Below are 22,071 nucleotides of genomic sequence, written 5' to 3' on the forward strand. Positions count from 1 at the left end.
AAAAAGATGGAAAAGAAACAAAGTATACTATCACCAATTATCCGTATTACTTTTACATTTCTAGTGTTGTGTGGACTTGTATATCCACTTATTGTTACTGGTATTGCACAAGCCGTGATGAAGGATAATGCGGATGGAAGTCTAATATATAATGATAAAAATGAAGTGATTGGTTCTAAATTAATCGGGCAAAACTTCACGGATCCACGTTATTTTCAAGGGCGTGTTTCTAGTATTGAATATAAGGCTGAAGCATCTGGTTCAAATAACTATGCACCATCTAATCCAGATTTAGAGAAACGAGTAGAGAAAAGTATTGAAGAGTGGAAGAAACAAAATCCGAGCGTTCCAGTAACAGAAGTACCTATAGATTTAGTGACAAATTCAGGTTCAGGGCTTGATCCTGATATTAGTCCAAAGGCGGCCTCGGTGCAGGTGGATCGCATTTCAAAATTAACGAATATTTCGAAAGAAAAACTTAATCAATTGATTAAAGATCAAACAGAAGGTGCTGCACTTGGTTTATTTGGAGAAGATCGAGTGAATGTCTTAAAGCTAAATTTAGCATTACAAAAATTAATGAAATAGTAACAGTGCTACCTCAATCTAACGGATTGAGGTAGCGTTGTTTCGAATGAAAGGTAGTGTTTATTTTGTATGCAGATGATTATGAACCGAAGTTTCAAAGGCGAACGCCAGAGGAATATTTAGAATATATTCGTCAGCAAAATCGCGGAAAGTTAAAGTTATATGTAGGAGCAGCTCCAGGCGTAGGAAAAAGTTATAAAATGCTCTTTGATGCAAGGGAAATGAAAAAAGATGGAATTGATATTGTAATTGGTTTAATTGAAACGCATGGAAGAAAAGAGACGGAAGAAGCAATTGCTGATTTAGAAAAAGTTCCTTTGAAAGAAATACAGTATAAAGGAAAGGTATTTTATGAGCTTGATGTGGAAGGAATAAAAAAACGCGCGCCGCAAGTAGTCGTAGTGGATGAACTTGCGCATAGTAATGTTCCTGGTTCTAAGCATAAAAAACGTTATATGGATGTGCAGGAATTGTTAGAGGCTGGTATATCGGTATTATCAGCTTTTAATATTCAACATTTAGAAAGTGTTCATGATATTGTAGCTCAAATTACGAATGTAAAAGTAAGAGAACGAGTTCCAGATTTTATTTTACAAAAAGCAAATGAAATTCAGCTCGTTGATGCAACACCGGAAGTACTTCGGAAGAGGTTAATAGACGGAAAGATATATAAAGAAGAAAAAATTCAGCAAAGCTTACAAAATTTCTTTACGCTTAATAATTTAGGAGCACTTAGGGAATTATCACTTCGCGAGGTTGCCGATGATATGGACGAGAAAATTAGCCAAACAGTAATAGAACCAATTGGCGTAAAAGAAAAAATTCTTGTTTGTGTACAATACAGTTCAACAGCGGAGAAATTAATAAGACGGGGATGGCGCATGGCTGATCGGTTAAATGCTGAATTGTATGTATTAAATGTTGAAAGAGAAAATATAGACTCTCTTTCAGCTGGTAAAAAACAAACAATTGAAGAGTGGAAGACGCTCACGAATCAATTTGATGCAAGTTTTGTATTAGAAGAAGCAAAGGGAAGAAAGCCAGCAGATGTTATTATTGAAGTGGCAAAAAGATTACAGGTGACGCAAATTTTACTTGGACAATCGGCTAGAACAAGGTGGGAAGAAATACGAAAAGGCTCTATTGTAAATGAAATTATGAGACAAACAAAGTATATTGATATTCATATTGTTGCGGATCAAAGAGGATAAATAGAGCCGACCTTTTTGGGGGCTCTATTTTGCTTTTTGTACAGAATGAAAACTTAGCATTTTCATTGCATATAAGATTACAAGTAAAAACATAATTGCGCCTAGGAAGAAAATCCAAAAGTAATTTTGGTTAAATAAAAGAAATCCACCTATAAGTGGCCCTGTGCCCATACCAAGATAGCGGATGAAGTTGTACATACCGATAGCTGTTGCACGTTCTTGCACGAATTCTTCTGTTAATAAAGTAGTGTGAGTTGGCATAGAAAGTCCCATACTAAAACCGTACAAAGATGTAACGATAATGATGAATGGGATATTGATGTTATATATGAAAGAGAATAAAAAGACACATATAATATTGAAGTAACTCGTAATAAATAAAGTTTGCTTTGTTGTGAGGCGTTTTTGCAAAAACTTGTAGCAAAAACTTCCTAGCATGATAGAAAGAGACATTGGTACAAACATAAGACCAATTTCACTTGCAACTAGATAAAATGAATTTGCTAAAATGCTCGGTAAAAAAACGAGAAAGCAAAAGTAAATACAAAATTGAATGAAGCCAATAAGAGTAATAGAAAATCCAGTTTTATTTTTTAAGATAAGAGAGTAGTTCTTTTGTGCTTTAGACTGCTTAATTACATTTGGCTTTGTTTCTGGAAGTAGTGAAATGTTTATAATTAATAAGATAATGCCAAGTGTAGATAAAAAGAGAAATACAGATAAGTGACCATTTATACTGCCAAGAAATCCACCTATGAGAGGAGCCATTGCAGGTGCGAGGGCAAGTAACATTTGGTATAGGCTCATCGCTTCTCCGCGTTCTTTTCCTTCAAATAAATCGCCGATAATCGTTGCTGAAACTACAGGTATAGCCGCTATTCCTATAGCTTGAACAGCTCTAAAAAAGAGAAATAAATAAATGTTTGCCGAAAAAGCACATCCGATTGAACCAATTGTACTAATGACTAAACTAGGGATAAGGACAGATTTTCTCCCTTTTGTATCAATTAAAGGTCCATATACGAGCTGCATAATTGCAAGAATGAATGTGAAAAGTGAAACTGTTACATTTACAAGATAAAGAGAAGTGTGAAAAGAATTTTGAATCATCGGTAAGATAGGTGTGTAAATATTTTGAGCGAAGGAACCGAGTAAGGCACTAATACAGACAACATATAAAATGAAAGTTAGTTTAGATTTTTTCATCTTGTTAACCTCCTTGTATTTTTGGTTTCCTTGGAAACTAAATTTATTTTAACATGATTTTCTCACTTGTAAAGATGAAAAAATAATTTTAAAATGGTATATAGTTAAATTGTTTCTTTGGAAACTTAGGAGGCGAACGGATTGAAGCATACAACGAAGCAAATGGAAATACTGTCGGACATTCGTACACTTTTGCATAAAAAAGAAGAACATTTAAAACGACAAAACGAGAAGTTTCTTCGTGAGACAGGTGTAAGTAGTATGTCTTTATCTGAGTTACATGTAATCGAATGTATCGGAAAAAATGGTTTGATGAATGTAACGGCAATTACGACAGAAATGGGCATGACGAAGGGAGCAATCTCTAAAATTTGTACGAAGTTGTTTCAAAAGCAATTCGTTGAGAAGATGCAAATGTTAGATAATCAAAAAGAAATCTTCTTCAGCTTAACGGAAAGCGGAAATGAAATATATAAAGCTCATGAAAAATTGCATAAGCAAGCTGAAGAAAAGTGGTTGTTACTTTTAGATGGATATACGAAAGAAGAGCAAGACTTTATTCAAAGGTTTATAAAGGATGTCTCCGATCATTTGGAAATATAATTGGAAGAAAAAACTCCTTTTTCTCAAGTCTTTTAAATATAATTTCTGAAAGAACTCATATATAATAGAAAAAGATACTTAACATGGTGAATAATTAAAGAGTCAATATATATAGAGGAGAGAGTAACATGCTTGAAAATACGGGGTTAGTATTAGAAGGCGGCGGTATGCGTGGTGTATATACGGGTGGGATATTAGAATACTTTATGGAACAAGATTTATATTTTCCATATGTAATCGGTGTATCAGCTGGTGCTTGTCATGCAGCGTCGTATCTTTCCAGACAAAGAAATAGAAATAAAACGGTCAATATTGATTATGCATCACATCCGAAATATTTGTCGTATAAAAACTTATGGAGAAAACGTCAGCTATTTGATATGGATTTCATTTTTCATGAAATTCCAGAAAAGCATGTTCCGTTTGATTTTGAAACATACTTTAATAGCCCAGAACGTTTCCTTGTAGGAACGACGGATTGTGAAACTGGACAATCTGTTTATTTTGAGAAAGAAGGAACGAATGATGATGCACTAAATTTATTACAAGCGTCTAGTTCATTGCCTTTCATTGCACCAGTAGTAAATTATCGTGGTAAGCAGTTATTAGATGGCGGGATTTCTGATCCAATTCCAGTTCGTAAAGCACAGGAAGATGGATTTAAAAAATCAGTCGTTATTTTAACGAGAAATCATGGTTACGCGAAGAAAAAATCAAAATTCGGATGGATTGCAGGAAAAGCTTATAAAAAATATCCGAATCTTGTTAACACGATGTTGAATCGTTATGAAGTGTATAATGAAACACTTCACTATATTGAAAAAGAAGAGCAAGCTGGTAATTTATTTGTTATTCGCCCAGAAGTGTCGCTTCAAGTAGATCGTATGGAAAAAGATACAGCAAAACTACAAAATTTATACGAGCAAGGCTATGAAGATGCAAAGAGACAGTTTGCAGATTTGCAGGCGTTTTTGCAAAAATAAATATTAGGCTGTGGAGAAGAATTTCTCTGCAGCCTTTTTATATTGCTACTTATACGTTACTTTTTAAAAATGTATGAATGTTTAAGTGTTTAAAGAGTTTGTAAAACATTGGGGTGTCTTATTGAGGAGAATTTACTTGAGAGGTATTATGACGATGTAGCGCTACAAAACTATTTAATTTACGAGGTGATTGTTAATGAAGGGAAAGGTTTTTTCGATTGCGACTTTAATATTATTAGCAACATCAATCTCAACAAGTGCATTCTATCCAACTCTAAGCGGTCACAAAAGCGGTAACCTACTATCTTACAGAGCTCAAACTACTACGAATCAAAATGCATCTCGTTGTTCAGTAGCAATTTCTTTTATTAAATCAAATGGAAATAATTCATATATTGAAAGCGCTTCAGACAAATTAGGGTCCCATGAATCTGGAAGAGCATTAAACGCAACTGTGAGTAATGGTGCATATAACGCCTTTGGGGCAAAAGGACTATACTCGGAGCATTATGCAAATGAGAATAATGACTATCAAGAAGATACACACAAAGGTACTTTTGATAGTAACGGTAACTTACGATTACAGTGGTAAAAAGCATTAAACAGTTGTCTTTATAAATACTTGGATAAGGAGAAGGGGATGTTCATCATCTCCTTCTTATTTAAAAGGAGCACAGACATGTACCTAGCTTTTAAAAATATAAAAAGCAATAAACTGTTTTTCTTAATTCTCTTTATGTCATTTTTTATTTCTTTTCTTTCTATATCAATAGCCGCACTTTTAACAGAGTCTAAACGAAACTTTATATCTGCTTTTCAAATCGGTTTTCCAGAGAAGAATCAAATTTTAACTGTTCCGATAGCGAATGCAACTGAATTGGAAGAGATAATTCCTTTCATACAAGATACTTTTGTTAAAAGTGATATTTATGTAGAGCATTTAAAAGCATTAAATAGTTCAGGGGCAACAAAGATCATAGCTGTGAACTTAAAAGATGATTATTATTGGAAGCCATATATTTCTGAAGGACAATATTTTCATCGTGAAAATGTAAACGATATGGTTGTTGGCGATCAAACGAATGTAGAGGAGTTATATGAATTTGATGATACATATAAAAAAATAGGAACTATATCAAGAAAAGACAGTGACGTCGGTGTAGCAGGTATATACGTTCCACTTCAAAACTTACCTACTATATCTAAAAAAGGTATTATCGCGAGTAAACAATTACAATTAACAGTTGTTAATCCTACATCATCTATTCATAACGAAATAAAAAAGTTTATGGATAGGAGTAAAGAAGTGCTTTCGGGAGATGTTCAAATACTGAATGAACGAGATCTTCAGGAACTACATGTGACACATATAGATCCAGCAAATAAGTATTATTATAAATTTATTCTTGTTGCAATTGTTTCTGGCATTTCTGCGGTTTTATTTTGGATTTATAAAAAAGAAAGAGAGATTTCATTAAAAAAAGCAGTAGGTGCTTCTAATATATCTATTTACTGCGAACTATATATTCAAATTTTGTTTATTTCTCTAGCAGCGATGTTCTTAGTTTTTATTACGTTAGAAATATTTTCGGGAACAATTCATACTTACTTTCAGACATACTTAGTAAAACCGTTAACACTATATGTATTGATATGCAATGTTGTTTTTATAATTTTTCTTACAATTTTTGTTACTGTAATTCCAATCAAGCACATTATAAATATATATCCCGGAAAACATTTAAGAACGTAGGAGGTCTTCATGTTTTTTATATTTGATTCTATACGGTCTGTGAAAAAACGGTTGTTACCAAGTTTGATTATAGTAATTTCTTTAATTATTGCATTTTCTTCAGCAATAGAATTTGTTAGTAATCTTTCGGGATATCGAAAAATGATGACGGTAGCAAATAATTTATCGAATCATAAAAATTTCTATGAACTTTATGCGACGCAAGATATAACATTGTTTAGCGAAGAAAAAGCAAAAAGTGATTATCAACATTTCATGCAAGGGTTATCTAATACGATACCAATAACAAATAAAACAAATTATTTGTTCCGTAACTATTCACTTAGTTTAAAAAAAGAAAATGGAACGATAAAGACTCTTATTGTTGATAAAGATATTAATAAGTACTTTCATATACGAATTTCACAAGGAAGATATTTTGAGGAATCGGAATTTCATAAATCAGTATTTGATATTAGACCTGTTATATTAGGGGCTAATTATATAGAAAAGGTATCTATTGGTGATGTTATACCATCTGGAAAAATGAAGCTAAAAGTAATTGGCTTTTTAGAAAAAAATTCACCATTTACATATCCTCGAAGTGGTGAAATATCGGATAATCGTATTACATTATTAGATGACATGGCGATTTTACCAATTGGAACAGAAGAAATAGAGTTCTATAGTGTAGAACTTTTATACAATGGGTTAATTATAGAAACAAAGGAGCAGATAAATATAAATGAATTTCAAAAGAAAGTATTAAAGGTAACGGAAGGTAAGGGTTATTCGTATTATGTTACAAATCCGAATAAATTGTTAGAAAATGAAAAACAAGGTATTGATAATATGTCATACCCCTTATTATTAAGCGGTACAGTCTTATTTTTTTCATTTCTATCTATTGTATTGACATCAATGGCAGCACTTTATATGGAGCGTAAAAATATTTCTATTAAATCAGCGTTAGGTGCAAGCACTTTTCAAATATGTCTTCCATTTATTATTGAGTATATGTTGCTATTCGTTTTAGCGATATGTATAGGAATAATGTATTTTCAATGGGAGAATAGCGGAGTAATTGAAATTCAGAAAGGGCTAGAAAATAGTATAGTATCTTTCTTTGGAACGTTAAAAGTCTCTATAGAATCATTGGTTGTTATAGGTGCTTTATCACTTGTAATGATCCTCGTTATATATGCAATCATTTATTTCAATGTACTAAAAATAAAAAATACATATATGAAAGAGGTGTTATAGATGATTCAGCTCGCAAATGTGGCTAAGGGATACGGAAAGAGTAATTTTAATGCTTTAAAGGATATTAATCTTACAATAGAAAAAGGCGAAATGATAGCCATTATGGGCCCCTCTGGTTCGGGGAAGTCTACTCTCCTTAACATTATTGGCTTAATCGATAGCCCCTCTGCTGGAAAGTATTTTTTAGATGGAATGGATACGAGTACATTAAAGCAAAACTATCATAAGTATAGAAACACGGAAGTTGGATTTGTGTTTCAAAACTTTTCGCTACTCGATGATTATACGATTATTGAAAATGTAATGCTTCCACTTGTATATAGAAGAATTTCTCATAAGAAACGTATGCAAATATCAAAAGAAATGCTGGAAATGGTAGGACTGGAGAGGCATATTAACAAATATCCTTACGAGTTATCAGGAGGAGAACAGCAAAGAACAGCAATAGCAAGGGCTTTAGCACAAGATACAAAAATTATACTTGCTGATGAACCGACTGGTGCTCTTGATCAAGAAAACGGGAAGAAAATTATGAGTATTTTACAAGAGATTAATAAAGAAGGAAAAACAGTGCTAGTTGTTACACATGATCAAAAGGTAGCTGCATATTGTCAGAGGACGATACGGTTACTTGATGGTTTTATGGTATAATATGGATAATGTTATGTGAAGAGGTGATACATATGGAAAATGTATATAAAGGACTTAGGCATACCGGATTTACTGCAATGCTTATTTTTGGAGGGGTATTTCTACTTCGCTGGCTCATACATGATGAGATGCTACTAGATCAGCTTATTGGATTTAGTGTAGGAATGGTAATGGTTGTTTCGTCAGTTTCCATTCAAAAGTATAGTAAAGAATTACAGATGAACGAGAAATATTAATAATTTTTAACTGCTGCTATCTTTTTCATAGTTTAGGAATAGTGGAGGCTTTCGTGTGATTGTTGCAAAGGGAAAATAGAGCATCGAATTTCGATGCTCTATTTTTTATTTACGCTTCTTTTTAATAAATGAAAAGGCTAAAGCTGTAATTAAAATACTGCCTTTAATGATATCTTGTGCATAATAAGGAACGTTCATCATTGTGAGGCCATTTAGTATAATTCCGATTAATACCGATCCGAGGAATGTTCCGACTATATTTGGTTTCTTGGCACCGAACATTGCGTAACCGATATAGGCAGCTGCGACTGCATCCATTAATAATGGAGCACCAGCTGAAACTTGTCCTGTTCCAACGCGGCTGCATAGAATAATGCCGCCAATAGAAGCTAGTAAACCACTAATCATATAAGCATATACACGGTAACGATCAGTAGGAATACCGGCTAATCTAGCAGCTTCTCGATTCCCACCAGTCATATAAAAGAAACGACCGTACGTTGTTTTTTCTAAAAATAGATGTGCAATTAAAACGACAGTAAGCATGATAATGACAGGGACTGGAATTCCTAAGACGGAACCTTGACCGATAAATAAAAAGGATGGAATAAAATGTCCTGTTGCACCGGACATTCCTTCATAAATTGAGGATCCTTTTGAAAATGTTAAGTGTAGTCCATTGACGATATACATGATACTTAATGTAGCTAGTAAATCGGGTAGTTTAATTCGGATAACGAGTAGTGCATTTAATAATCCAACTAATAACCCGCAAAGAATAGGAACAAGGAGTGTGACTAATAGTTCTTGTCGATATAAAACGAGACAAGAAGCAGCTGCAATTGTTGCTAAACTAGCGGTAGAGCCGACTGATAAATCAAATCCATCTACAATCAATGTAAAGGTAACGCCGATTGCAAGTAACGTTACGATGGAGATAGAACGTAAAATATCACTAATATTGTTATATGTTAAAAAAGAATCATTGACGATAGAGAAAAAAATTGTAACACCTATAATAATAGCAATTGTACTAAATTGATAAAAAAGATGAGTAGGTAAATATAGTTTCTTAGTTTTCGTTTTATGAACGAGATTCAATGGAATAGCTCCCTTCAGATAAATGTAAAAGCTGTTCAGGAGATAGTTCGCTTGGTAAGTATTCACCTACAAATTCTCCGTTTGCCAGTATAAGAATGCGATCAGCAATATGCAACGCTTCATCTTGTTCTCCTGTGAAATAAATTACGGAACTTCCGTTTTCTGTAATGTTGCGAATGAATTGAAAAATGTCTTGTTTCGCAGCGATGTCTACACCTTTAGTTGGCTCGTCTAAAAGAAATAGATTAGGTTTGAATCCACTCCACTTTGCAATTGAGACTTTTTGTTGGTTTCCACCGCTAAGTGAATGAATATGTGCCTTTGGGTCATTTGGTGAAATACCGAAAGAAGAAATTGCTGTAGTAGCATCATTTAATTCGGTTTGTTTTCGTTTCCAACCTGATTGATGTAAATTTGTGTGACTTATAATATCTTCTGAAAGAAATACGCCTTGTTTTCTTCTTTCTTCTGGTACAAGTGCGATTTTCGCTTTAATCGCATCTCGTGGTGTTTTAATCGTTAGTTTTTGACCGTCTATTTCTGCGTGATAAGTATGAAGAGCACCAAATAACGTTTCAGCAAGTGTTGTTTTTCCACTTCCAATTAATCCGTATATCACAACAGTTTCTCCTTTTCGTATTGTAAGAGAAAGGGGAGAATGACCTTCGTGTAATAGAAGCTCTTGTACTTTAAATAGTTCCTCGCTCCCGGTTTTTGGTGCGGTATTAATAGGAAGTGTAAGTTGTTTTCCAGTCATTGCTTCCACAATTTGTTGATCTGTAATCGTTGTAATGGTTTCAGAAAGGGCAACTTGACCATTATGTAATACAGTTACATCATCCGCGAAATTTCGAATCTCTGATAAACGATGAGAAACTAAAAGGATGCCAATTCCTTTTGATGTTAAATCTTTTAATAGTTTCCCAAAGGTTTCAACTTCTTTTGGTCCAAGAGAAGAAGTAGGTTCATCTAATAAAAGGTAATTTGTATTGTTAGATAAAGCTCTTGCGATAAGAAGTAATTGTTTTTCATGTAATGAACAGTTTGAAACATCTTCCGAAACATTTAAATTTACCTGTACAGTTTGCAAATGTTGTTTAGCAAGTGCGACTAATTTGGACTTTGAAAATAGTACTTTATTGTGCATTGCTAAATGATCGATTAGTACATTTTCTAATACAGATAATCCGGGAATAAGTCCGTGATCTACTTCTTGTGTTACGAAAGAAATGCCATGCTTTTTTGCATCGCGCGGTGAAGTAAAGGAAACAGACTGAGTATCAATTTTTATATCGCCAACAACTGGTTGAATTTCACCAGTTGCTATTTTTAGTAAAGTACTTTTTCCCGCACCGTTCATGCCTAGTAAAGCGTGTACTTTTCCTTTTTGAATATGAATAGAAACATCTTCTAGAACAGGTGTAGCGACATGATAAGAATGTGTAATGTTTTGAAGAGAGAACGTCATCATTTTTTCTCCTTCTCTAATTTTTTCATCCAAGGGGAATATGCATCTTTTGAGTCTCCCCAACCGTTTATATATTTTGATAACTGATCCATTGTTATATTTTCTTTTGGTAAACTATTTTTCTTTACTAAATAAGGTTCTAGTGAATAAATATCTGGCGTTTGTTCACCAGCAATTTTTTTGTATAAAAATCGTACTTGAACCTTACCTACTTCAGCTGGATCAGTTGCAGCTGTAGCAGTCCAAGGTGAGTTTTCTTTTTGCATGAGTTGTAAATCCTCATTACTTAAGTCAATGCCATATACTTTTATATCTGTACGACCAGCTTGTTCAAGTGCTTTAACAGCCCCTTTAGCAAACTCATCCCACGAAGCGAAAATAGCTTGTAAATCGCCTTTTTTCGGATATTTCTTTAGTAAAGCTTCTACTTGTGTTTGTGTATCGAGCGGTGTGTTATTACTAGCAGTACCGAACCTTGCAACTTCTTTTATATTTGGATACCGTTTATAAAAAGCATCAATGATAACATTGCGACGTTCCATTGGAGCAAATCCGCCGACCCATACAACTGCGATATTTCCTTGTCCATTCAAATCTTCCGCTAACGTTTTTAATGATTTCCATGCAAGACTATAGTCATCTTGATCAATAATTGTCACACTTGGCAAGCGTAGATCGTTATCGAACGCAACTACGGGAATGTTCGCCTGTAACGCTTTTTCTACTCCAGGTTTTAGTGCTTCAGAACGGCCATGATCAATTAAAATACCATCCACTTTTGAATTAATAGCAGTATCTAAATTTGCAGCCATTTTTGCTAAATCGTTATCAGAATTGTAGACTTGTACACTGCCGCCAAATAGCTCAACTTGTTTTTTGACACCCTCAATATATTGAGAGGAAAAAGTTCCGATGGACATTTGCATAATTAATGCGATTTTTAATGGCTTCTTCATTTGGCTTGGAATTTCTGTTTGTAATTGATTTTCTACCGTTGTAGTCGCCTTTCTCACAGTTTGTTGCTTTTGTGAAGAGATAGCATCTTGTTCATTTGTACAAGCCGCTAATGTAAATAAGAGAAAAATAAGTACGATGGAACATAATTTTTTCATAAAAAAATCCCTCCTAAACTAAAAAGAGAGAGGAGGGAGTGAAAATAAAAAACGCCTTTTCATATAGAAAAGACGCCTTATCATATTACTCTTATCTTTCAACACAATGTGTTGTAAGAATTAGCACCGTGCCCATAAATGGGTCGGTTGCCGGGCTTCGTAGGGCTCATCCCTCCACCTGCTCTTGATAAGACATCGAATATTTAACTATTTTGAATTATTCCACAAATGAATGGTGTTGTCAAACAGTATTTATAAAAAAATCCCTCAGGAAGAGGGATTTTAATGTGGTAAGAATATCAATTGATAAGCAAACAAAATTCCAAATACATACACAAGTGGGTGAACAGCACGGAATTTACCTTTTGCCACTTTCATAAGTGGATATGAAATAAATCCAAGTGCGATACCTGTTGCGATACTTGATGTAAGTGGCATGCTTAAGATTACTAAAAATGCTGGGAATGCTTCATCAAATGCATCCCAATCGATGTGGCGAACTGAACCCATCATAAGACTACCAACGATAATTAATGATGGTGCAGTAATAGCTGATACACCAGAAACAGCACTTACTAATGGGCCGAAGAATGCTGCTAGTGCGAATAGAACAGCTACTGTAACAGTTGTTAAACCAGTACGACCACCAGCTGCAACACCAGCAGATGATTCAATGTAAGCTGTTGATGGTGTTGTTCCGAACATAGAACCGATTGTTGCTGAGAATGAGTCAGATAGAAGAGCGCGTCCAGCTTTTGGAAGCTTTCCGTCTTTCATAAATCCACCTTGTTGTGCAACGCCAAGTAATGTACCTGTTGTATCGAATAGTGTAACAAGGAAGAATGAGAATACAACGCCATATAATCCGTAGTTAATTACGTCAGATACAGCAGTAATTGGATTTGAAACGATAATTCCTTCTGGTAATCCAGGCATTGATGTAACACCGTTTGAGAATGTTAATTGCCCTGTGAAGAAAGCGATAATACCAGTTAATAGCATACCAATAAATAGTGCGCCATTTACATTTAAAGACATAAGAACAATAGTAATTCCAAGCCCAGCCAATGCTAGTAGAACTGGAGCAGAGTGAAGATCACCAAGTCCAACTAAATTTGCATCATTTTTTGTAACGATACCTGTTAAACGTAAACCGATAAAGGCGATGAAAAGACCGATACCAGCAGTAATTGCATGTTTTAAGTTTTCAGGAATTGCTTCCATTAATTTTGTACGGAAAGATGTGAATGATAACAAAATTAAAATCATACCTGCTACGAATACAGCAGAGAATGCAATTGCGAAAGTCATGCCTTCATGAGCTTTTACAACAGAGTAAGAGAAGTAAGCATTTAATCCCATACCTGGCGCGATTGCGATTGGTAAGTTTGTAAAGATTGCCATAAATAATGTTCCGACAACAGCAGCGATAATTGTTGCTGTAAATGCTTGTTCAAATGGAACACCTGCATCCCCAAGGATGACTGGGTTTACGACAATGATATATGCCATTGTTAAGAAGGTAATAATACCTGCCATAATTTCAGTTTTAATAGAAGTTTTATGTTTTGAAAGGTTAAACATATAAACATCCTTTCTGTTTACGAATAATTTTCACAACAGTTATATATAATATTCGTTTTTTAACTATTTTGCAATAGTTTTGTATAAAAAGTTTACAACAATTCATATTTTGTGTCTTAAATTCGAATATTAATCGTAACTTGATGTGTGAATTTCAGTTTTTATTATGCACATTATAAGGAAAAGGAGTTGAAAGAAGCTATGCCACAGCAAAAAAACTTTGTAACAATGCCAGCGCAACATCAAAATAAACAGCCTGGTATTGAATCATTAATGAATCCACTTCCGCAGTTTGAAGATTCAAATTATAAAGGTAGCGAAAAGTTAAAAGGAAAGAATGTATTAATTACAGGGGGAGATAGTGGGATTGGACGAGCTGTTTCCATCGCTTTTGCGAAAGAGGGAGCAAATATTGCGATTGCTTATTTAGATGAGGAAGAAGATGCTAATGAGACGAAGCAATATGTTGAGAAAGAAGGTGTAAAGTGTGTATTGTTGCCGGGTGATTTAAGTGATGAACAGCATTGTAAAGATGTTGTTCAAGAGACCGTCCAGCAGCTAGGTAGTTTACAGGTTTTAGTAAATAATGTCGCGCAGCAATATCCGCAGCAAGGACTAGAGTATATTACAGCAGAACAGCTAGAAAAGACTTTTCGTATTAATATTTTTTCTTATTTTCACGTTGCGAAAGCCGCACTTTCTCATTTAAAGCAAGGGGATGTCATTATAAATACCGCGTCTATCGTTGCATACGAAGGAAATGAAACTTTAATTGATTATTCCGCAACGAAAGGAGCAATTGTAGCGTTTACAAGATCACTTTCTCAATCATTAGTGCAAAAAGGGATTCGTGTAAATGGTGTTGCACCGGGACCGATTTGGACACCGCTTATTCCATCGAGCTTTGATGAGAAGAAAGTCTCTCAGTTTGGAAGCAATGTCCCGATGCAACGGCCTGGTCAACCATATGAGTTAGCGCCGGCATACGTATATTTAGCGTCTGGTGATTCTTCTTATGTTACCGGACAAATGATACATGTAAATGGGGGCGTTATTGTAAATGGATAGTTTTCATTTATAAGAGCAAAGTAAAGCTAATTACAATTATTATGGTGAGCGCTAGGGGGGATATAGGTGAAAAGGGTATGTTTCGTCTTACTATTATTTTTCTTCCTACCGGTTAGTGCTTTTGCTGATACAGATCATTTAATACTAGTTAATCTTACGACAAACCAGTTGTCTTTTTTTGAGAATGGAAATTACACAAAAACATTTCCAGTAACGACTGGAAGAGATCGTACACCTACGCCTGAAGGTAATTTTTGTATTATAACGAAATTTAAAAATAAAGAATACCATCGAAAAAAAATAGCTGGGGGTGCACCGAATAACCCTCTTGGTACGAGATGGCTTGGGCTAGATAAGAATGAATATGCGATTCATGGGACAAACCGGGAATGGACGATTGGAAGTAGGGAATCAAATGGCTGTATTCGCATGCATGACAGGGATATACAATGGTTATATGACCGAGTACAATTACAAACAAAAGTAATCATTTCTCGTTTTCATACGAGCCCTGAATATGAAGCGAATAAGCTTGGTTATCGCGTTGTGAGCTGGAATGGTCGAAAAATAGAAAAAGAACAAATTGGAGTACTTACGTTAGTAGACCGCGCGGATATATATTGGCAAGAACCAAATGGACAGTTAACGAAGGTAAAAACTGTATTGCCAAATGAAAGATATCCGGTGTACTCAAAACGAAAAGATGGAATATATTATATAGGAAACAATTCGTATATTATAGATGAAACAGGAGAGAAAATTCGTTACGAGCAAATTCCTTCTTCGATTTTAAGTAATATATATAAACGGAAATACAATGTTCCGTAATGGCTACCGTATTATAGACGGTAGCTTATTTATACTTGGAGTTTAACTGCAACTATTGTATTTTGCTGAATATAATACAGTACAGATAGGGGGCGGTTATATTATGAAAAGTGAATTTGCGTTTAAAGTTTTCTTAGTAACGACCTGTTTATTTATCGTGTATTTATATGCGTTTCTCGTCTTTTCTTTTTATGTTCCATATGTTGATTTAATATTGTTCTTCGGATTTATTTGGGCGTTTGTGAAAGCGAGGGAAGGAGAGAAGAGTATATATCGGCGCATTACCCTATGCGGGACGGCCGTTCTCGTTATTTTGTACTTTTTTATTATGCATGATTTTTGGAGAGGGATGTAAAAAAGCATACGATTAATCGTATGCTTTTTATGTTTAATATTTAGGCTTAAATGTATGACAACAAGTCTCTACACTCGTTGCTACAGAACTTTCTAGCGTCTCGTTTGTTAAAACAGCAGCTGTATATGAATCATTTTCAGTTTGACCAGTTTCATCTGCATCAGGCTGAACGATGATCGCACTTGCTTGACAAAAGTTACCTTGTCCCCAAAAAGAACAGTTGGAAACAGAACATCTTACTTCTGGCATAAAACCCCCTCCTTATACATTAGTGTGGGATTTTACGCCCATTTCATGTGTAGAAGGAGTTTCCTTTTCTCGTTACTTTTTCGTTTGCTCAAGCCATTCTTTTAATTTGTCTTTCGGCTGTTCACCACTAATACGGCTCACTTCTTTGCCATCTTTAAAATGAATGATTGTTGGTGTACCTTGAATTTTATATTCATCCCAAGGAGCATCTAATTTTTCAATATCCATAACTTTCATATCAACGTTCAAGTCTTTAGCCATTGGCACTACGACAGGAGATAATTTTTGGCAATGAACGCAAGATGTTTGATAAAAGTATACTGTTTCTTCTTTTTTCTCTTTTAAATTCTTTTGAAGATCTGAAAGAGAGATTTTATTTGTGTAGTAGTCAGGACCATCTGTTTGACTACCAGTAGCATTATCAATTTTTTGGCTAGTTGAAGCTTTTTTTTCTTCCATTTGTGTTACAGCGAAAATTGCCGCAAACAAGGCGATAATAATACCACCAAATATAAGCATTTTTTTCATTCTTTCATCTCCTTATTTGTTTTTGATGACAATAAAGCTACAAACAGCGATTGTAATAAAGCCGATAAGTGCTAAAAACGGGATTGTCACAAAGCCGAACCAGTTTATGTATTCTCCCGTACATGGTACACGTCCACAAGCTGCCCCAGCAGCTGAAAATGCTGCGACTTTTTGAATTGCATAGTGATATAAAGAAATACAAGCACCAATAGTTGCGATTGGTAAAGAATAATTTGCGATGCGATAGTCTTTCTTTGCCACAGCGATACCGAGCCATAAAACGAATGGATACATAAAAATACGTTGATACCAACAAAGAACACAAGGCTCAAATTTCATGATTTCGGAAAAGTACAGACTTCCTAGTGTAGCGATAAAAGAAGCTCCCCATGCGGTAAGTAAAGCATATTCTTGCTTTTTTTCTCGTCCCATATTTTATACCTCTCTTATAATAGTTACATACTAAATTATAGTATGAAGTGGTATGGAAAAGAAAGAAAAAATATGTTTATCAATAAAAGTTTTATAAGGAGAAACTTTTATTGATATAAATATTTTAAAAAAGCGCCATTCTCCGGAAGAGAATAGCGCTATAGTTTACATTTGAATTTGTTCTACTTCTTCTACATGCGACTTTTGGGATGCGTGGTCAATATATTGAAATAGGAGCTGCAATTGTTTATCAACTTCTGGGAGTTCTTTACTGTATTGATAAGCGTGTAAAAAATGCTCAATACGCTTAGAAAATAATTGATCGTTCGTTTGAACCATGAGAACGAGTAATTTATCCCAATTACAGCAATACGTGTAATAGAGAGCTTTATCATAGTCGTTATATGTTTGCACTGTGTACCCTCCTTACCGAGAGTTATATATAGTGTGTGATAAGTAAGGAGAAATACACTTGAAAGAATTTGTTAAGAAAAAAAGTGAATGAAAAGAAAAAACGAGGAGTTTCCTCGTTTTTTAAGCTTTTGGCATTGGCGTAGGTGTTGGTTTACCATAGCCTTCTTTGTATTTATTATCGATATAGTTACGAATTTCAAGCGTTGATTTTCCTTTTTGTTTCATGGAAGCAGATTCAACTGCGATTTCTAGGCAATTGACGCAAGTCGTTGCATGGGAGTCCCAAACAACTTCACCATTCTTTTTAATTTCACGAATAAAGCAGTTTTTATTATTTTTATGTCCTACACTTTCACCGCAACCACAATAGCATGGAATCCAATCTAATAGCTCTGCATTTTGTCCAGCGACGGTGTAGATATCTTTCATTTGTGGATCAAGCTTATCTAGGAAGGTCGGAAGTGTGTCGACTCCTTTTGTTTTCTCTTGAATGTCAGCTTGCTGAGTGTGCGATGCGTGGTCATGTTCTTCTTTTTTTGATTCAGAAGATTTTTGGTCATTTGTACCAGTACTTCCGCATCCAGCAAGAATTAAGCTTAGTACTGCAAGTAAAGAAAATACATACTTTTTCATTCGCTTGTCCCCTTTACAAATGTATTAATCAAATTGTATCAGAGATTACGGTGTATCGGTTGAAGATTTTTTCGACTGATTTTTGAAGCGCCATCTTAGCGAATGGAATAGAAATAAAAGTGGGATATAAGCGTATACAATATATAAACCCGCTTGAGATAGTACGGTATTTAATGTGTTGATACTTTCACGGTTTGTGAAAAATAAGGATGAAATAAAAATAGCTGCGACAAAAAATGGAAGTGTGATTTTAAACGGTATGTGAAAAGATCTTTTACTAATGCAACAAGAAGACCAAATGGTTAAACAAAGATTAGGTAAAATAATAAGATACCATATGAAAATAATGATGTACTCAAACCTTTGGATGAAAGGAACCTTTATAATTTTTAGCATCGTTAATGTTGGCCAAATTGTATGATGTAGTTGCCCTTGGCTATAGTACATGAGGGAAACGATGGCCAGTATTACGTATAGAATCGTTGTAAAGGCAATACCACCATGCGCCCATTTATTTAATGATTTTCCTTTTTTAATAAATGGATAAAAAACAAGAATTGCTTCAAATCCAAGAAATTCTAATGCAGATGCTTTCGCTGCAGTTAGAATATCTAAAGGTGAATGAGTGAGAATTGGGAAAATGTTACGGACATGTGCATATTTCATTGGGAAAACTAAGAAAAATAGGACGAAAATCGGTATGATAACGCCCCAAAAACATATTCCTGTTACAGAACGAAAACCGCCTCTAATTATGTAATAAGCTACAAGTAAAAATAGTAAAGTCAATTTCCACGGTTTAATTGTAGGAAAGACCCAAACTTGAATAACTTCAATATATGTACGAAGAACAGTAAGGCAAAATAATAAAAGGTATGCGGCAAAGCATACTGAAAAAAATGTTCCAATCCACTTTCCGAAGCATGTCGTATGGATATTCATTAAATCATTATCCTTTTCTAACATTTTCAGCATGCAAAATAACACGATATGAGTTGCAATACCAGCGATAATAAGAGAAATCCAAGCATCATAACCGGCAAATTGCGCAATAATCCTTTGGTATCCTAGTACACCGACTCCAATTTGAAGAGAGTGTAATAGAAGGAATGTGAAATAGGGGGAAACTGTATGTGTTTTATCTTGTCCAGTCATGATAGCACCTCACTATTCTCCAATACCAGATTGTACGACATTAATCTTTACGTTGACAGCAACGTCTACGTTAGGATACATGTCCTGAATTTGTTTCATGCTCCATTTTCTTGAGTGACTACGAATTTCTTCACGTATCCCAATTGGATCGATTTTTTTTTCTTGGAATGTTTGTATTAATTCGTTTAAATCCTTCTCAAGTTTTTTTTCTACATGTCTTTTTACGTAAGTTACATTTTCGCTCTTTGATAAATCAAGCCAACTGGGAGCATTTTTTATTAGTCCATTTAAATTCAGGTGAATGTAAACTTTCGGAATGTCACCGGCGTCGGAAAGGGAACAAACACTATTTCCAGATAAGTTTTGGGTCGCGATTAAGCCTTTATGTTTACCTTGACGTATCGGAACTTCGTAACGCCCATTTTTAGTTGGATTAATGAGTAATTTAAATAAAAAAGACCTTTTCTTATCTGTATACATAACCACTTTATCCTTTTTTAAAAATGCGAGCCCTTTAATGGAAGCAGATTTGTCTTCTGATAATTGAATGTAAGGCAGAAATGGATCGTATCCAGATGAATAGAAGTTATATAAAAAAATATTTAAAGCTGTCCGAGGGATTGTCTCGTTTTTTATGTTTTGTTCCAGTAATTCAGATAGATATAGCGATCCGTTTGTTTTGACATGTTTAAGTAATTCTTCTGCCGAACCATCCACAAGTGCTAGTTGCACATCTCGGCCAATGTTAGGATCACGTTGTAAGTTGTTAATAACATCTCCAATTCCACGTTCACCAAATGCCTTTCCAAATAGAACCACACGCATTTGACCTACAGCGATTGTATGTGGCGATTTGGCGTTTAGAAGGGAAGATATTGTTTCAATTGTACCTGCATGAGTTGATTGAGTTTCTGGTTTAGATTGTACTCCTTTTGTGTAATCTGGATATAAAATTGTCCCGCGAAATTTTTTATCTTTCATTATATCGAATCCACCTACGTGAATTATTCGCTGTGTATCGACTATATTTGCTTCTGTACAACCAGATTGGAAAATTAAAATGATAATGAAAAAGCATAATAAAATATTTTTCATTTTTCCTCACCATCGCGTTTTTCTTTCGCCTTGTTTGGATCATAGCGCCATTTCTTTTTCGGTCTTAGAAAAGAAGCTCGTCCTGCAGTTTGACTAAATGGAAGGCGAAGAAGTCCTTCAGCTGTACCTAATCCGCGAAATGGGTATAAAGGTAATAAATAAGGTGATCCAAGTGATTTTAAGCGAATTAAATGAGCCAATATGAATACAAATCCGACGATAAGACCTACACCACCAAATGCTCCAGCTAAAATGATGAGAGGGAATCGTAATATCCGGATAGTAGAAGACATTTTTACTGTTGGTGTTGTAAAAGAAGCTAGTGCTGATAAAGCAACTGCAATTAATAAAATGTTACTCGTTAAAGCAGCTTGAACAGATGCTTGGCCAATTACAATCCCGCCAACGATGCCGATTGTTTGTCCAACTTTTGTAGGTAATCGTGCTCCAGCTTCACGGAGCAATTCGATTGTGATTTCTAAAAAAAGTGCTTCTAAAATGGGCGGAAAGGGTACATTAGCTCTTGAAAAAATAATCGGACCTAGTAAATCCACAGGAATCATTTGATAGTGATACGTTAATACAGCTGTATAAATAGCTGATGAAAATAGCGAGAATGCTGCTCCGAAAAAGCGAACTAATCTAAGAAATGAGCCAGCTATCCATGGTAAATAATAATCTTCTGGAGAGACGAAGAAATCGAGTAATGTTGCTGGTCCAGCTAATGCATATGGTGAACCGTCGGTTAAAATGACAACCCCCCCATTAAGTAATGCATAAACGGAGCGATCTAAACGCTCTGTAGGGAGTAAAACAGGGAAGGGAGAGTTACTATTATCACTAATAAACTGTTCAATCATAGTTGCATCGAAAGGGTAATCAAAATCAATATCTTGTAGCCGTTGCATTGCGGTGTTAATATGCTGTTCATTTGTAATTCCTTCGATGTAAGCAACTACGATTTTGGTTTTTGACATAGAACCAACGCTAACTTCTTTGAAGATTAATTGCTCGGTTACGATATTTCGGCGTAATAAATGTATATTTATATCAACATTTTCAACAAAACCAACTTTAGGGCCAATAACACTATATTCATTTTCCGTGTCATTTACTAAACGAGTTCCTAAAACGGTACTTTCAGCGCGTAGAAGTGCATAAGCTTCTTGCTCTGAACCTTTTTTTAGCTGTAATAATACGTATCCACCTAATAATTTTTCACGAATATCATCAATGGAAGGAGAGATGATGATGTCTTCAATAGATACAATATTTAAGATATCATCAATATGTTGGATCTCGTCCAATTTATCTTTTATAGGTGCTAAAATGAATCGTTTAATAATAAGTGATTCTACTGTCGATTTATAATAAAACAAACATAATGTCCCATCTTCTATAACGTTAGAAGAAGAAAAGTCGCTGGATTCTTTCATAGCATGAATAAACTCTGGGACAGAACAGACGGTTTGTTTTTTCTTTTTTGATGTTAAACGAAACATTTTTGCACCCCCTAATATATCATTTACTTGTGTTAGTTTTTGGGAAAGACGGGAATTTATACTTAAAAATTAAA

25 protein-coding genes and 1 riboswitch are annotated in these 22,071 nt (G+C 34.7%); of the genes, 12 read left to right on the forward strand and 13 right to left on the reverse strand.

Going from position 1 to position 22,071, the window contains the following annotated elements; all coding sequences use genetic code 11:
• The first annotated feature begins 6 nt into the window (after positions 1–6).
• A complete protein-coding gene (gene kdpC / locus N2V79_RS03885) occupies positions 7–588 on the forward strand; it encodes a K(+)-transporting ATPase subunit C (RefSeq protein ID WP_075719630.1) in 582 nt (193 codons plus the stop codon).
• A 56-nt stretch (positions 589–644) separates the two neighbouring features.
• Positions 645–1,799 carry a KdpD-like non-kinase potassium sensor gene (gene kdpDN, locus N2V79_RS03890; protein ID WP_002195165.1) on the forward strand — a complete coding sequence of 385 codons (1,155 nt, stop codon included), beginning with the start codon at positions 645–647 and terminating at the stop codon, positions 1,797–1,799.
• Positions 1,800–1,823: 24 nt separating this feature from the next.
• On the opposite strand, the gene N2V79_RS03895 is transcribed toward kdpDN, so the two are convergent.
• Positions 1,824–3,005 (reverse strand): MFS transporter, encoded by a 1,182-nt coding sequence (locus N2V79_RS03895; protein WP_340719581.1) that lies wholly within the window; start codon positions 3,003–3,005, stop codon positions 1,824–1,826.
• 141 nt (positions 3,006–3,146) lie between these two features.
• On the opposite strand from N2V79_RS03895, the gene N2V79_RS03900 reads away from it, so the two are divergent.
• The 7 genes from N2V79_RS03900 (at position 3,147) to N2V79_RS03930 (ending at position 8,473) form a co-directional block, all read left to right on the forward strand.
• The gene (locus N2V79_RS03900) at positions 3,147–3,608 is read left to right on the forward strand and encodes a MarR family transcriptional regulator (protein ID WP_088022289.1); all 462 of its coding nucleotides are present in this window, start codon (positions 3,147–3,149) and stop codon (positions 3,606–3,608) included.
• Positions 3,609–3,736: 128 nt separating this feature from the next.
• A complete protein-coding gene (locus tag N2V79_RS03905; RefSeq protein ID WP_340719582.1) occupies positions 3,737–4,591 on the forward strand; it encodes a patatin-like phospholipase family protein in 855 nt (284 codons plus the stop codon).
• A gap of 196 nt (positions 4,592–4,787) precedes the next feature.
• On the forward strand, positions 4,788–5,183 hold the full coding sequence (locus N2V79_RS03910) for a hypothetical protein (RefSeq protein WP_141548272.1): 396 nt from the start codon (positions 4,788–4,790) through the stop codon (positions 5,181–5,183).
• 87 nt (positions 5,184–5,270) lie between these two features.
• The gene (locus N2V79_RS03915; protein ID WP_340719583.1) at positions 5,271–6,344 is read left to right on the forward strand and encodes an ABC transporter permease; all 1,074 of its coding nucleotides are present in this window, start codon (positions 5,271–5,273) and stop codon (positions 6,342–6,344) included.
• Positions 6,345–6,353: 9 nt separating this feature from the next.
• Positions 6,354–7,586: an ABC transporter permease gene (locus tag N2V79_RS03920; RefSeq protein ID WP_053565206.1), complete on the forward strand. Its 1,233-nt coding sequence runs from the start codon at positions 6,354–6,356 to the stop codon at positions 7,584–7,586.
• A complete protein-coding gene (locus N2V79_RS03925; RefSeq protein WP_340719584.1) occupies positions 7,587–8,237 on the forward strand; it encodes an ABC transporter ATP-binding protein in 651 nt (216 codons plus the stop codon).
• Between the two features lie 8 nt (positions 8,238–8,245).
• Positions 8,246–8,473, forward strand: coding sequence for a hypothetical protein (locus N2V79_RS03930; RefSeq protein ID WP_002195168.1), 228 nt, complete (start codon positions 8,246–8,248; stop codon positions 8,471–8,473).
• 105 nt (positions 8,474–8,578) lie between these two features.
• Here N2V79_RS03930 and N2V79_RS03935 read toward each other — a convergent pair whose 3' ends face one another.
• The 4 genes from N2V79_RS03935 to N2V79_RS03950 form a co-directional block, all read right to left on the reverse strand.
• On the reverse strand, positions 8,579–9,574 hold the full coding sequence (locus N2V79_RS03935; RefSeq protein WP_001054980.1) for an ABC transporter permease: 996 nt from the start codon (positions 9,572–9,574) through the stop codon (positions 8,579–8,581).
• Entirely contained in the window at positions 9,558–11,045 is a 1,488-nt protein-coding gene (locus tag N2V79_RS03940) for a sugar ABC transporter ATP-binding protein (RefSeq protein WP_043936808.1), read from the reverse strand. The genes N2V79_RS03935 and N2V79_RS03940 overlap by 17 nt, the downstream gene beginning before the upstream one ends.
• Complete coding sequence (locus N2V79_RS03945; RefSeq protein WP_340719585.1) at positions 11,042–12,154, reverse strand: sugar ABC transporter substrate-binding protein; 1,113 nt, start codon at positions 12,152–12,154, stop codon at positions 11,042–11,044. Before N2V79_RS03945 ends, N2V79_RS03940 begins: the two co-directional genes overlap by 4 nt.
• Before the next feature lie 88 nt (positions 12,155–12,242).
• Positions 12,243–12,348, reverse strand: a riboswitch (SAM riboswitch).
• An 88-nt stretch (positions 12,349–12,436) separates the two neighbouring features.
• Complete coding sequence (locus N2V79_RS03950) at positions 12,437–13,738, reverse strand: NCS2 family permease (protein ID WP_000482715.1); 1,302 nt, start codon at positions 13,736–13,738, stop codon at positions 12,437–12,439.
• Between the two features lie 201 nt (positions 13,739–13,939).
• Between N2V79_RS03950 and N2V79_RS03955 the strand changes: the two genes are divergently transcribed.
• The 3 genes from N2V79_RS03955 (at position 13,940) to N2V79_RS03965 (ending at position 15,989) form a co-directional block, all read left to right on the forward strand.
• Positions 13,940–14,806 carry an SDR family oxidoreductase gene (locus N2V79_RS03955; RefSeq protein ID WP_053565202.1) on the forward strand — a complete coding sequence of 289 codons (867 nt, stop codon included), beginning with the start codon at positions 13,940–13,942 and terminating at the stop codon, positions 14,804–14,806.
• Between the two features lie 66 nt (positions 14,807–14,872).
• Entirely contained in the window at positions 14,873–15,634 is a 762-nt protein-coding gene (locus tag N2V79_RS03960; protein ID WP_088022326.1) for a L,D-transpeptidase, read from the forward strand.
• 103 nt (positions 15,635–15,737) lie between these two features.
• Positions 15,738–15,989, forward strand: a complete 252-nt coding sequence (locus N2V79_RS03965) for a hypothetical protein (protein WP_000834195.1) — start codon at positions 15,738–15,740, stop codon at positions 15,987–15,989.
• 33 nt (positions 15,990–16,022) lie between these two features.
• Here the strand turns inward: N2V79_RS03965 and N2V79_RS03970 are convergent, their stop codons facing one another.
• From N2V79_RS03970 to gerYA, 8 genes are all read right to left on the reverse strand, one after another.
• Positions 16,023–16,238, reverse strand: coding sequence for a DUF1540 domain-containing protein (locus tag N2V79_RS03970; RefSeq protein WP_001115481.1), 216 nt, complete (start codon positions 16,236–16,238; stop codon positions 16,023–16,025).
• A gap of 72 nt (positions 16,239–16,310) precedes the next feature.
• Positions 16,311–16,766, reverse strand: coding sequence for a thioredoxin family protein (locus N2V79_RS03975; protein ID WP_016082775.1), 456 nt, complete (start codon positions 16,764–16,766; stop codon positions 16,311–16,313).
• A gap of 12 nt (positions 16,767–16,778) precedes the next feature.
• The gene (locus N2V79_RS03980) at positions 16,779–17,198 is read right to left on the reverse strand and encodes a disulfide formation protein C (RefSeq protein WP_000532261.1); all 420 of its coding nucleotides are present in this window, start codon (positions 17,196–17,198) and stop codon (positions 16,779–16,781) included.
• Positions 17,199–17,363: 165 nt separating this feature from the next.
• Positions 17,364–17,612, reverse strand: a complete 249-nt coding sequence (locus tag N2V79_RS03985) for a YhdB family protein (protein ID WP_001195459.1) — start codon at positions 17,610–17,612, stop codon at positions 17,364–17,366.
• Between the two features lie 120 nt (positions 17,613–17,732).
• On the reverse strand, positions 17,733–18,245 hold the full coding sequence (locus tag N2V79_RS03990; protein ID WP_000761026.1) for a PCYCGC domain-containing protein: 513 nt from the start codon (positions 18,243–18,245) through the stop codon (positions 17,733–17,735).
• 45 nt (positions 18,246–18,290) lie between these two features.
• A complete protein-coding gene (locus N2V79_RS03995; RefSeq protein ID WP_088022322.1) occupies positions 18,291–19,400 on the reverse strand; it encodes a GerAB/ArcD/ProY family transporter in 1,110 nt (369 codons plus the stop codon).
• Between the two features lie 12 nt (positions 19,401–19,412).
• Complete coding sequence (gerYC, locus tag N2V79_RS04000) at positions 19,413–20,495, reverse strand: spore germination protein GerYC (protein ID WP_088022320.1); 1,083 nt, start codon at positions 20,493–20,495, stop codon at positions 19,413–19,415.
• Positions 20,492–21,997 (reverse strand): spore germination protein GerYA, encoded by a 1,506-nt coding sequence (gene gerYA, locus N2V79_RS04005; protein WP_029441671.1) that lies wholly within the window; start codon positions 21,995–21,997, stop codon positions 20,492–20,494. Before gerYA ends, gerYC begins: the two co-directional genes overlap by 4 nt.
• Between the last annotated feature and the right edge of the window lie 74 nt (positions 21,998–22,071).

This window comes from Bacillus sp. CH_70, from assembly GCF_038007045.1.
GTDB lineage: Bacteria > Bacillota > Bacilli > Bacillales > Bacillaceae_G > Bacillus_A > Bacillus_A cereus.

Bases quoted from the DNA above. Each gene is read 5' to 3' on its own strand.
- kdpC (WP_075719630.1), top strand. From the start codon at position 7: ATGGAAAAGAAACAAAGTATACTATCACCAATTATCCGTATTACTTTT.
- N2V79_RS03895 (WP_340719581.1), bottom strand. From the start codon at position 3,005: ATGAAAAAATCTAAACTAACTTTCATTTTATATGTTGTCTGTATTAGT.
- N2V79_RS03905 (WP_340719582.1), top strand. From the start codon at position 3,737: ATGCTTGAAAATACGGGGTTAGTATTAGAAGGCGGCGGTATGCGTGGT.
- N2V79_RS03910 (WP_141548272.1), top strand. From the start codon at position 4,788: ATGAAGGGAAAGGTTTTTTCGATTGCGACTTTAATATTATTAGCAACA.
- N2V79_RS03915 (WP_340719583.1), top strand. From the start codon at position 5,271: ATGTACCTAGCTTTTAAAAATATAAAAAGCAATAAACTGTTTTTCTTA.
- N2V79_RS03920 (WP_053565206.1), top strand. From the start codon at position 6,354: ATGTTTTTTATATTTGATTCTATACGGTCTGTGAAAAAACGGTTGTTA.
- N2V79_RS03925 (WP_340719584.1), top strand. From the start codon at position 7,587: ATGATTCAGCTCGCAAATGTGGCTAAGGGATACGGAAAGAGTAATTTT.
- N2V79_RS03930 (WP_002195168.1), top strand. From the start codon at position 8,246: ATGTTATGTGAAGAGGTGATACATATGGAAAATGTATATAAAGGACTT.
- N2V79_RS03940 (WP_043936808.1), bottom strand. From the start codon at position 11,045: ATGATGACGTTCTCTCTTCAAAACATTACACATTCTTATCATGTCGCT.
- N2V79_RS03945 (WP_340719585.1), bottom strand. From the start codon at position 12,154: ATGAAAAAATTATGTTCCATCGTACTTATTTTTCTCTTATTTACATTA.
- N2V79_RS03950 (WP_000482715.1), bottom strand. From the start codon at position 13,738: ATGTTTAACCTTTCAAAACATAAAACTTCTATTAAAACTGAAATTATG.
- N2V79_RS03955 (WP_053565202.1), top strand. From the start codon at position 13,940: ATGCCACAGCAAAAAAACTTTGTAACAATGCCAGCGCAACATCAAAAT.
- N2V79_RS03965 (WP_000834195.1), top strand. From the start codon at position 15,738: ATGAAAAGTGAATTTGCGTTTAAAGTTTTCTTAGTAACGACCTGTTTA.
- N2V79_RS03970 (WP_001115481.1), bottom strand. From the start codon at position 16,238: ATGCCAGAAGTAAGATGTTCTGTTTCCAACTGTTCTTTTTGGGGACAA.
- N2V79_RS03975 (WP_016082775.1), bottom strand. From the start codon at position 16,766: ATGAAAAAAATGCTTATATTTGGTGGTATTATTATCGCCTTGTTTGCG.
- N2V79_RS03980 (WP_000532261.1), bottom strand. From the start codon at position 17,198: ATGGGACGAGAAAAAAAGCAAGAATATGCTTTACTTACCGCATGGGGA.
- N2V79_RS03990 (WP_000761026.1), bottom strand. From the start codon at position 18,245: ATGAAAAAGTATGTATTTTCTTTACTTGCAGTACTAAGCTTAATTCTT.
- N2V79_RS03995 (WP_088022322.1), bottom strand. From the start codon at position 19,400: ATGACTGGACAAGATAAAACACATACAGTTTCCCCCTATTTCACATTC.
- gerYC (WP_088022320.1), bottom strand. From the start codon at position 20,495: ATGAAAAATATTTTATTATGCTTTTTCATTATCATTTTAATTTTCCAA.
- gerYA (WP_029441671.1), bottom strand. From the start codon at position 21,997: ATGTTTCGTTTAACATCAAAAAAGAAAAAACAAACCGTCTGTTCTGTC.